We start from the raw sequence: 3,937 nt of genomic DNA, 5'->3' as shown, positions 1-3,937 counted from the left end.
TAACATTGCTAACGTCTCCAAGGGAGTAAATATTTATTCGATGAAGCTATATTAAGTGAATAACAAAAATAGGTAAAACAGTTTGTTTTTATCTTAATGATTGTTTTTATAGATCATAATTTCTAACCTAATTTTATTTTTTATTATCCTTAAGCTTCTTGCTCTGGCTTAAAGAAACCGAATATAGATTGGAAAATAAAAATGCTCCTTTTATAGGAGCATTTTTAAGTTTAGAAGATTCGCTGTTCAATACGTAGCGAACGCCCCTTAATTGAATTGGCTAATACAAATATGATTAAGCTAAGCAAGGTAAATAAGATGGCAATGCCAATAATGATGACATTGGTAATCTTGCTGACTTGTTCGGCTTGCTGGGCTTGACGATCTACACTTTGTGCTAAAGGCGTCAGGCTTTTACCATAGACCTGTTGCTGCATGGTCCAGATCTGTTCCGGTTTAAATCCGTATTGTTCAAACTTGTTATCCTGCCGCTCTGCCTCGACCACTTGTGCGACATAAGGTCGGGCTGCAGACAAATCAACGGGTTTATGCAAGAGTGCTGTTTGGGCGAGTAAATAAGATTTCACCGGTGAAGCAATATCGGAATCAACCAGGTAACGTGCCACTTCGCTATCATTGATATTACTATCGTAATAGACCACTTGCTGATAAACATCTTCACGGTCATTTCTCAGGTCATATTGCCAATAAGTCAGTCCTGACCAGATCACGATAAAAGAAATCAGCCAGCCTACAAACTTCAATATGAAAGACTGAAAGCGCACATAGAAGAAACCAAACTTCTTCAGCAATCCAACCAGAAAAAATGCACCAATAAAAGAAGCAAAGATTTTCAGAATCAGCCAGCCAAACCAGCTTAATAGAGCAAAGAAATAATCCGGACTATCCCCAATACTGGCCAAATTAGCATCGACACTAACTGGTAAATGCAGCTGTTGAAGCTGAGTACTCAGGCCAAAAAAGCCATAAACCAGTTCCTGCTGAAAGAATAGGCCTATCACGGATGCGATACAGACCGTAGAGGTAGTCAGTCCCAAAAGCATCAAATTACGTTGACGCTTTTTGAGTGCGACGACCCCTTGCTTGATTTCCTGAGGATTTACAGCATATTCATCTAAGGGCGGCAATCTCTACTCCTTTTTTTAGATCTTGGCCCTACTGGATTTAGTTGGGTTTAGATCCACTGGTACTTGATTCAATCACCAAATGATTCAGATTATCTTGCAAGGCTCTTAAACGTACCGTCGCTTCAGTGCGTTTCTGTACACCTTCTTTCTGGATCTGAATCACATCATTAACAGTTTTAATGAGGGTATTTTGCACATGTTCAAGCGTTTCAATATCAATAACAGAACGCTGGTTGGCTTTTGCCGTATCGACCGAGTTCTGATGCAATAAATCTGCATTACGGCGTAAAAGCTCATTGGTCGCATCATCAATAGTATTGGCCAGCTGTACACTGTTCTTCTGTTCATTCAGGGAAATGGCCAAACTGATCTGGTTTTTCCATGCTGGCAATGTGATATTTTTAATGGCATAGAATTTATCCACCAGCATCAGGTTATTGGACTGGATAATGCGGATCATTGGCAAAGTCTGCATCGCAGATTGCTGCAATACCTGTAAATCACTGATGCGTTTTTCCAGATTATTGGCCAGATGATTTAGGTCATAGATTTTTTGCGTGGTACTCTGATCTTGTGGCAAGGCTGTGAGCGCAGCAATTTCCTGCTGCAATTCCTGTTCACGTAAACGTCCAGCTGCAATATGAATACCCAGCTGCTTATATTCTTCCTGCACCCCATCGAACATTTTATCTAACGTATCAACGCGTGCTTTTAATCCGGATTGTGAAGTTTCAATTTCCTTGACCAGCACATCAATCTGTTCTTTGGTGGTATTGAAATGGGAGTCAAAATTATCTTTCACACCCTTAAATTTGCTGATGATATTGCCAAGAAATCCCGAACTTTTTTTCTTGTTCAAGATACTGCTGGTATTCAGTTGCTGTGCCACCTGCACCACCTGATTCAGCTTTTGACCGGTTGCATCCAGATCTTTGTTCTGTACCAGATTCAGCAATTCATCGGTATAGCTTGAAGTTTTGGTGGCTATATTTTTGCCATATTCGGCCACACTATTATGACTCATATTCTGCAGTTCTTTACGTGCTGCCAAAACCTCCTGAAAATCGTCAGGCTGCAAGCCCAGCTCTTTCAGATCCATTTGCTGGAACTTCTGTTCAGTCAGTTCAGTTGAGCTTTCGACAGGTAAATTTACTACATCAGATTTGGTCATGCTTCACCTTATATTGTTATGTATTCGAGGGTTTCTCGAGTGACTTTTTTAACGTTTTAATCAGATTGTCCCGGCTATTATCGAGTTTTTCCAGATCACTTGTCGAGTGTTTCGTCTGGCTTTGTTTGACATGATATTGCCAGGCCGGGATCAGCACCTGTTGTGCTTCTTTAAATCGATCCAGCAGGCTATAAGACAGTTGCTGGGACAATTGCATCTGGGTAATGGCGATGTCATTACTGCTTTGCAAGGTTCTTAAGGTATGCACCTTTTTTGACAGCCGCTCAGAAAAATTATCCAGTGGATGCTGATTCCTGATAAACTGCGGATATTCAGATAAAAATTCTTCTGCTGCCACAATATGCTTGGCCATTTGCTCACGTAAACCGATCAGTTGCTGAAATCGCGATTGGGATTTCTGGATTTCAATTTGCAACTTACGGCTAAGGTGATCTGCCTGATCCAATAAATAGTCCAGTTTTTTATAGTATTCAACCTGACTTGAGCCATAATCTAAATCGATACCCAGCCATTTCTGTAAGGCATTAAATTTACGCTTCTTGAGATATTTTTTTGATTGAGCCAGCATCTGAATCAGCTGTTCAATCGTCTGGCTCAGTTGTTGGGTCAGATGCGGATCTACCCCATTTAATAGTACGGACTGTGCCTGAATAAGTGGGTCAGCATAATGATTCAGCTTGTATTGGTCGTGGAGTAAAGGCACAAGTTCGTTGCGCTTGATACTTAGAATCTCGCTCTGCTCTACTGCAATGTCTTGGATTGGAATCAAAACATCTATCTGTGACATGGCCCTTTAAACTCAGTGAATTCGATTTTTATAGTACGTCTTTTCATTCAACATAACATGTAGCATTTTGCAAAGGAATGCTTCAGGCCATAGAATTTTCTTTATATAAGTTGAAGATATTGTTGGAATTAAGTTTGGCATACAGCCATTTCTTGTACAAATTATTTTGACTATAACCTGCTGGTTCTCTCTAGAACCTTTTCCATCGGCCTTAAATAGGCTAATAACCAACTAAATAAGAATAAGCACAATAAATGCCAAGTTATTTTATCGTCTTAATTAAGCTTTTTTTAAACTTAAGAATATCTATAACACATTATAAAACATAAATAATTCTCGAATTTTAAGCATGAATTATTTATGATCAAGATCAACCATAAAGTAGGTAACCTGAGAATAAAATGGAACGTTTTTTTCATAATACGATGTATGCCGCACGCTGGATCTTAGCTCCTGTCTATTTTGGTTTATCATTCGCTTTATTATTACTGGCCTTAAAATTCTTTCAGGAAGTGATTCATGTTCTGCCGCATATCTTCGAATATACTGAAGCTGACCTGATTCTGGTGATTCTATCCTTGGTTGATATGACCATGGTTGGTGGACTTATTGTGATGGTGATGATGATGTTTTCAGGTTATGAAAATTTCGTTTCACAACTCGGTAATACCCCCATTTTTAATTGAGTTAATGAGTAGAAAAACCGAAGCCCTTATCATTGTTTAAATTTAGGTGGTTTACCATCAACTGACATATGAGGTCGTTGATGATTATAAAAGTGTTGCCATGCTGTTGTATAGTCTTGAACAT

Annotated in this window: 4 protein-coding genes and 1 pseudogene; 1 reads left to right on the top strand and 4 read right to left on the bottom strand. The window is 39.1% G+C overall.

Features of this window, described 5'->3' with window-relative positions:
- Positions 1-230: 230 nt before the first annotated feature.
- The 3 genes from B3Q46_RS13050 to B3Q46_RS13040 are packed head-to-tail and all read right to left on the bottom strand — an operon-like array spanning position 231 to position 3,127.
- Complete coding sequence (locus tag B3Q46_RS13050; protein ID WP_004784292.1) at positions 231-1,148, bottom strand: hypothetical protein; 918 nt, start codon at positions 1,146-1,148, stop codon at positions 231-233.
- A 37-nt stretch (positions 1,149-1,185) separates the two neighbouring features.
- The gene (locus B3Q46_RS13045) at positions 1,186-2,319 is read right to left on the bottom strand and encodes a toxic anion resistance protein (protein ID WP_004784295.1); all 1,134 of its coding nucleotides are present in this window, start codon (positions 2,317-2,319) and stop codon (positions 1,186-1,188) included.
- Positions 2,320-2,335: 16 nt separating this feature from the next.
- Positions 2,336-3,127, bottom strand: a complete 792-nt coding sequence (locus tag B3Q46_RS13040; RefSeq protein WP_004784296.1) for a hypothetical protein — start codon at positions 3,125-3,127, stop codon at positions 2,336-2,338.
- Between the two features lie 401 nt (positions 3,128-3,528).
- Here B3Q46_RS13040 and B3Q46_RS13035 point away from each other — a divergent pair.
- Positions 3,529-3,789 (top strand): annotated as a pseudogene (locus tag B3Q46_RS13035) (YqhA family protein); the annotation flags it as partial.
- Between the two features lie 53 nt (positions 3,790-3,842).
- On the opposite strand, the gene B3Q46_RS13030 reads toward B3Q46_RS13035, so the two are convergent.
- Positions 3,843-3,937 (bottom strand): integrase core domain-containing protein (locus tag B3Q46_RS13030; protein ID WP_286716132.1); only part of this gene is annotated, 95 nt, incomplete at its 5' end.

Source organism: Acinetobacter sp. UBA2581 (assembly GCF_002339435.1).
GTDB classification, from domain to species: domain Bacteria; phylum Pseudomonadota; class Gammaproteobacteria; order Pseudomonadales; family Moraxellaceae; genus Acinetobacter; species Acinetobacter variabilis.
The sequence above is the reverse complement of the archived record's forward strand: the minus strand, read 5'-3'. Positions and strand labels throughout refer to the sequence as shown.

What these genes read in the sequence shown, in the direction of transcription:
- B3Q46_RS13045 (WP_004784295.1), bottom strand. Translation starts at nt 2,319, where the DNA reads ATGACCAAATCTGATGTAGTAAATTTACCTGTCGAAAGCTCAACTGAA.
- B3Q46_RS13040 (WP_004784296.1), bottom strand. Translation starts at nt 3,127, where the DNA reads ATGTCACAGATAGATGTTTTGATTCCAATCCAAGACATTGCAGTAGAG.